The organism is Candidatus Neomarinimicrobiota bacterium (assembly GCA_022567655.1).
Taxonomy (GTDB): Bacteria; Fidelibacterota; SORT01; order SORT01; family SORT01; genus JADFGO01.
The window spans coordinates 1-6,318 of the sequence record JADFGO010000107.1 but is presented as its reverse complement, the minus strand read 5'-3'; the positions used below and the strand labels follow the sequence as shown (position 1 = coordinate 6,318).

Annotated in this window: 7 protein-coding genes; 2 read left to right on the top strand and 5 right to left on the bottom strand. The window is 45.7% G+C overall.

Annotation, left to right across the window (positions count from 1 at the left end; translation table 11 throughout):
* Both IID12_09345 and IID12_09340 read right to left on the bottom strand, forming a co-directional pair.
* On the bottom strand, positions 1-230 hold a 230-nt coding region (locus IID12_09345; GenBank protein ID MCH8289292.1), incomplete at its 3' end, for a hypothetical protein.
* Between the two features lie 77 nt (positions 231-307).
* A complete protein-coding gene (locus IID12_09340; protein MCH8289291.1) occupies positions 308-1,303 on the bottom strand; it encodes a ketoacyl-ACP synthase III in 996 nt (331 codons plus the stop codon).
* A 322-nt stretch (positions 1,304-1,625) separates the two neighbouring features.
* Between IID12_09340 and IID12_09335 the strand changes: the two genes are divergently transcribed.
* Together IID12_09335 and IID12_09330 are read left to right on the top strand one after the other, a co-directional pair.
* A complete protein-coding gene (locus IID12_09335) occupies positions 1,626-1,934 on the top strand; it encodes a cupin domain-containing protein (GenBank protein MCH8289290.1) in 309 nt (102 codons plus the stop codon).
* A gap of 16 nt (positions 1,935-1,950) precedes the next feature.
* Complete coding sequence (locus tag IID12_09330; GenBank protein ID MCH8289289.1) at positions 1,951-3,399, top strand: hypothetical protein; 1,449 nt, start codon at positions 1,951-1,953, stop codon at positions 3,397-3,399.
* Positions 3,400-3,639: 240 nt separating this feature from the next.
* Here the strand turns inward: IID12_09330 and IID12_09325 are convergent, their stop codons facing one another.
* The 3 genes from IID12_09325 to IID12_09315 form a co-directional block, all read right to left on the bottom strand.
* Entirely contained in the window at positions 3,640-4,623 is a 984-nt protein-coding gene (locus IID12_09325; GenBank protein MCH8289288.1) for an NAD(P)-dependent alcohol dehydrogenase, read from the bottom strand.
* 98 nt (positions 4,624-4,721) lie between these two features.
* Positions 4,722-5,261 (bottom strand): ester cyclase, encoded by a 540-nt coding sequence (locus IID12_09320; protein MCH8289287.1) that lies wholly within the window; start codon positions 5,259-5,261, stop codon positions 4,722-4,724.
* A 467-nt stretch (positions 5,262-5,728) separates the two neighbouring features.
* Positions 5,729-6,318, bottom strand: a 590-nt coding sequence (locus IID12_09315; protein ID MCH8289286.1) for an isoprenylcysteine carboxylmethyltransferase family protein, incomplete at its 5' end; no start/stop codon positions are given.

The window sequence follows — 6,318 nt, the reverse complement described above, 5'->3', positions numbered from 1 at the left end:
TCAATATCTATGAAAACATGTGTGTTGATCGGTACTTTTATTATCTCCGGCTCGAAGCGATATTTCTGCGCCGTTATCTTTATTCGCTGTTCCGGCGCATCAGGCGGCAAGCCTTCTAAAGGTGGAATTACGACCACCGACGCACAACCTGCCAATGTTAAGCACACGACTACCGGGCGCATCCATCTAAGCAAAGTCAGTATTCGTCCGCCTGATATTCTAATGAGCATTATCCCTCCCTATAAAATGAGCATATAGACCAACTGCCTCATTCAACCGCATGGGGCTTCTAATTCGTTTGTTAATTCTACCACCTAATAGCCGTCGATGCCCAGGTGAACCCTGCGCCGAAGGCGGCAAAAATCACTATGTCGCCGTCCTTTATCCTTTCCTCCTCAAGCGCCTCGTCCAGCGCAATGGGAATCGACGCAACCGTCGTGTTCCCGTAGCGATCGATGTTGCTGTAAATCTTTTCCATCCCCAATCCAAGCCTTTTCGCAACTGCCTGTGTTATCCGTTGGTTTGATTGATGTGGTATAAGCAGGGAGATGTCGTCAACAGTGAGCGAGTTCCTCTCAAGCGCCTCCTTTATAACCTCCGGAAATCGTCTCACTGCATGTTTGAACACCTTGTTGCCGTTCATCTTCGGATGGTGCCGCTCATCGTCTATCATTTCGTGGGTCAGCCAGGGATTCTGCCTGCTTCCCGGAACTTCAAGCCAGAGATCCTTCGCATAGGTCCCATCCGCGTGTAGGTGATTGGAAAGTATTCCTCTGCTCCCGTCTTCCGATGGTGCCAATACGACCGCTCCACCGCCGTCTCCGAATAACACCGCTGTATCCTTCCATTCAGACGTCATCTTAAGCACGACCGAATGTGCCTCTGCCCCGACGACTAAGATGTTATCGTAAACTCCGCTTTGTATGAATGAGTCGGCAACCGAGAGCGCGTAAATGAAACCTGAACACTGGTTGCGCACGTCTAACGCACCCACTCCCGGAAGCCCGAGCATCTGCCCTATCAGGCACCCATTCCCCGGAAAGAAATAATCCGGAATAATGGTGGCTACGATTATGAAGTCTATGTCCTTTGGACTAAGCTCGGCTTTTTCTATCGCTTTTACTGCCGCTTTATATCCAAGCTCGGATGAGCCGGTCCCATCCTCGACAAACCGCCGATTCCTTATACCCGTCCTTTCGGTTATCCAATCATCCGAAGTGTCCATCAACTTCTCTAAATCAAAATTTGAAACGACACGCTCCGGCAGAAATCGTCCTGTGCCTATTATCTTTGAACGTCTCATGATACCAACTTTTACCTCATTACGAATATAGTTCTATTCGTCTTAATCTCCAAATTCATACTCTGCCTCCCCATAACAATTTCCGCGGCAAAACATGGTTCGTCATGATGTAATATGGCTGCCTACGATGATCAGCCCCCAATAGCGTCACTACCTGCTATGTTATACATTAAGTTTATGGACAGCGAAATGCTGTGTCATAACCTACGTTTATGATACAGGTTTAAGGACATTAAGCCCTGGCCAATTTTTTTGGGGCAGATATAAATTGTTCTGTTACTAAAACTTTTTATATTATTCACCGACCAGAAGAGGGGAACTAATGGAAACTACACACAAAAATCTTTTTGACGAGGCTACCTTTACTGCTGACGGCATCATGACTAAGGTTCTGGCTGAGACTGAATCAGCAAAACATGTTCTTTTCTGCATGAAGGAAGATACAGAAATATCTGAGCACACATCAACAAGGGAAGCGGTAGTTACAGTGATGAGCGGAAAAGGAATTTTCACGTTAGAAGGAGAAGAGATTCGAATGGTTCCGGGTGTTTTCATCCCGATGGAACCGAATGCGAAGCACGCTATAAGCGCTGATGAAGACTTGATCTTCGTATTAGGACTTATCGGATAGAAAGAATAAACTCAGTATGATCACCCCGCAGGGCCTTCCATCACATCTGGAATTCCATTTCGGATTTGTAAGAGATTCAATTCTTTTAGCTCTCTTTGCCGGATTCGCAATAGCGGCTCATCTTGCGTTTACGATAGGATTTGACTTTCAAATGAGTAAAGGATTTTATGCCTTTATTCAGATTCACGGACATGCGCAGCTACTCGGCTGGCTCGGTCTTCTAATAATTGGAATCAGCCTCCACTTCATTCCGCGTCTTACCCATTCTCCAATTAGAAACCCGTTAATTCTAAAACGAATTTTAGTTCTTTTGACAACAGGGCTTACGCTGCGGATTCTTGCAGGCAGTGTCTTGCCTTATTTGCAGAGAGGGGCAACGGGATATTATTTTACATCGACATTTGTTGCCTTATCCGCTCTATTTGAATTAGCAGGAATACTTCTCTATACATTTACGCTGATTTCTATTATCAGAAAATCGGTGAAGCTTTCGGATGCTTTCAATGATGTCAAGCCGTTCTTTTTCCTGATGTTTTCCGGGCTCCTCTTTTACGGTTTACTGAACAGTGTATTGATTACAAATATGATAATCGCGGAAGACGCTTTCCTTGACCAGAATTGGAATGAGATTCTTACGCGCATATTCCTGTATATGACTATCTTTCCGATTGCGTTTGTTTTCTCCATACGACTATTTCCTATTTTCTTCGGTGTAAAGCCCATGAAAAAAATCTCCAAGTACCTGGCTCTGTCATATGGAATTTCGGTTTTGGTAGACATTGTATCAAGTTCAGCGGGTTTGTTCGGGATAGATAATCAGTTGACATATTTTCTATTGACCGTGAGTGGGTTTTTCATTCCATCACTTATTATATATCTCATCCTTTCCTTCCAAGTTATGAAGTTACCGGTTACAGGCAGATTAGCGAAAAACGAATTGACTGACTCTCGGAGTTTACAATTACCAAAAGTAAGTTTGTCGGAGCGATGGTCCGGCATTACGATAAAAGTCGCCTATCTCTGGTTGCTCTTGTCTTCCTTCTTAGAACTGATTTCACATTTTCAACTGTTTTTAGGATATGATGTAGATATAGGAATAGATGCTATCAGACACATACAACTGCTCGGATTCGCTACTATGCTTGTCTTTGGGGTCGGCTCCAGGATGCTGCCCGGTTTCATTGGGAGGAGAGGAATTTACTCAGGGAAATTGGTTGTTGTTGCTTTCTGGTTAGTATTAACAGCCGCTATCTTTCGAATAGTCCCGGTCTTATTGCCATATGAATTTATAGAAATAATTCCTCATGGGGAATCAGTAATCGGAAGTATGTTCGCCTTATCTGGGATTATCGGAATCCTGTCAATTGCTGTGTTCGGGTGGAATCTAAGACAAACTTATTTATCCGATATACATCCGACCCGCCCAATGGCTGTACCGCTCACTATGTTACAGATTAAGCCCTAATTTTGCCCGATTCTTATAAACGTATGAGTTTCAAGACACGAAAGATCTGTTTCATAAACGACCGTTTATGAAACAAAAAAGCACCACCCCAAAAGCTAATTATCAGAATCTCCCGTTTTCATAAGTTTTGGTATTGCGAAATAATGAGTCACAACCTACGTTTATGAGACAGTGCTTTTTTAGCAGTAGCATCTTCCTCATCTGGTGCGGCTAACGATTTGCGTCAGCTACAGCGCCTTGTCAGGTTTTGTTGTTACGTTCGAAAGTTATTATCACTTTTCCTCTGGCGTGTCCTTCTTCAAGATACCGGATAGCTTCGGCTACCTCACTTAACGGGTAACGTCTATCTATAACAGGTACTACCTTGCCGGCTTCAAGAAGCTCTTTCATAAAAACCAGATCCTTTTTGTTTATATTCGCCAACATGAGACCGATTTTCTTACTCCCGGTCATTGAAATCCATGGTCGTAGGAACAGAACCTGGAACATTCGAGCCATGGAACCTCCGACCATGACATAAATGCCCTTGGGACTTAACGCTCGCTTCTGATCGAGTATGGAACGATATGCCGCGGCATCAATAATCAGGTTATAACGCTGACCGTTTTTAGTGAAATCTTCTTGCGTGTAATCAATGACCCGGTCTGCGCCAATCGAGCGCACAATCTCCACTTTACTCGTGCTGCACACGCCGGTCACTTCAGCTCCGAACGATTTGGCAATCTGCACAGCAAACGTACCCACGCCTCCACCCGCACCATTGATCAATACTTTTTGCCCCTGTTGAATCTGTCCTTTATCGCGAAGACCCTGGAGGGCGGTGACTGCCGCTATAGGTACAGCCGCCGCTTCCTCAAATGTTATATTGGCCGGTTTCAGCGCTAATTTATTTTCACTGACACACACATACTCGGCGAATCCCCCCAAAAATTCGCCTCCCCCGAATACCTCATCACCCGGCTGAAGCTGCTTTACGTTTCTACCAACGGTTTCAACCCGCCCCGCTATGTCAACTCCGAGTATCTTGTTTTTTGGTTTTAGAAGCCCCGCGCCCATCAGGCGCATAAAGAGCGGTTTACCTCTCAGATAATGCCAGTCAAGTGGATTTACGGATGCCGCCCTGACTTTTATCAGGACTTCATTCTCCTTTGGAGTAGGTTTTTCTACCTCTTTTAATTCAAGAACATCCGGTGATCCGTATTTTGTGTATACAATCGCTTTCATGAGTCTCCTCCAGGATTGTTTTGATTCGGCACTGCCCCGCATGCCTCGCCGGGCAGCACCAGTATACGGATTTTAACTTCCAACTGATCCTAAGATTGCTATTCCGCGAGGCCAATCTGCTTCATAAAAGCCTGGTTGTCCCAGAATAACCACTCTTCGTCCATAACACCGTTTTCCCAGTGACCGATCGTCGCGATCAAAAGTTTAAACGGCTTGCCTGTCGGTGGAATAGTTATGCCGTCTCCAATCGGCATAGGATTAGTGAACGTGCCTTCAAAGACGCTCGTGACTGCAGTCCATTCCCCGGAGGCAATTCTTATCGGATGCTCCTGAATGCGTGTGTCCGGCGAAAAAACGAACAACGCCTCCAGATCCTCAATATGTACGTCAATGCCGGTAGTTGTCCGGCCATCGGGCCAGTGGACGATCACATCCTCGGCGTGGCTCTTCCCGAGCTCATCCCACTTCTGACCGGTGAAGACGTTGAAATCAAGATCATCAAATGTCTCAAGGTGTGTCTTCTCTAATTGCTCCCGCTTTGCAACTTCTGCCAGCTTACCATTATCCGCACAACCAGAAAGCAATGCCAAAATAGTTGTTGCGAGAAGAGCTGATCTCACTTTAGTCGTCAGTGTCATTGGTAGATTCCTCCTGAGTTTAGGTATTCGCCGCGCCTATTATTTAATATGGCGGGCAATATTATCCATCCTAGCTAAGTGATGTGTTGACAATTGAATTAAATATTAGTGAAAACATGAGTAGAAATCAAGAAATAACAAGACCGTATAATGCGGAGTGCCCCGCTATCAGCTCCAAAGGACATCCTTCGGATCGGGACAACTTCCCTAACGGGCGAGGGATTTCCCGTCAGACCGATGCCGGGCGGACCAGGCGAGAAGGAGAGAATCAAGAGTGTTTGATTTATGAGTGCGAGTTAGGGCTTGTGTCGAAGACACTCCTCCAGAGCCGGACCGCACGAACTGTTATAGCGTCATGCTGAGCGGAGTCGAAGCACAATACATACACACCCCGTCTTCTGACTCAGTCCGGACTAATTCAGAGCAGATGACCGGCGTTTATTGTACGATGCTGTCTTTGATTCGGTTTACTTCTTCTTCGGCAATGGTATAAGCATTGAAACCCGGTTACGGTATTCGTTATAAGTATCACCGTGGATAGTTATAAGATCCTTCTCCTCAAAATATATGCCTACGAGGATGTAGCCTGTCGTCATGATAGCGAAGAATAGATGCCCGAGAGACATCTGCGGAGTCGCCCAGAAAGCGATTATAAATCCTGTCATTATCGGATGACGAACATATTTGTAGAACAACACTGTTTTAAATTTCAGGGGGGTGAGCTCTTTACTTCGGAGATTCATGTATACCTGCCTCAATCCGAATAGATCAAAATGATTGATGATAAAGGTGGATACGAGCACTACCACCCAACCGACCCAGAAGAGCGCGGTCAGGATCATTGCACCTGTACCCTCTACATTCCAGATCGAACCCGGCATCGGTCGCCATTGCCAAAACATTAGGAAAAGCAGCAAGCTCGCGATGAGTACGTACGTGCTTCGCTCGACAGACTTAGGAACAAATTTCGTCCACCAGGCTTTAAAAGCCGGCCGCGCCATGACGCTGTGCTGAACAGCGAAAAGACCAAGCAGCAGGGCATTGATCAGGAATGATT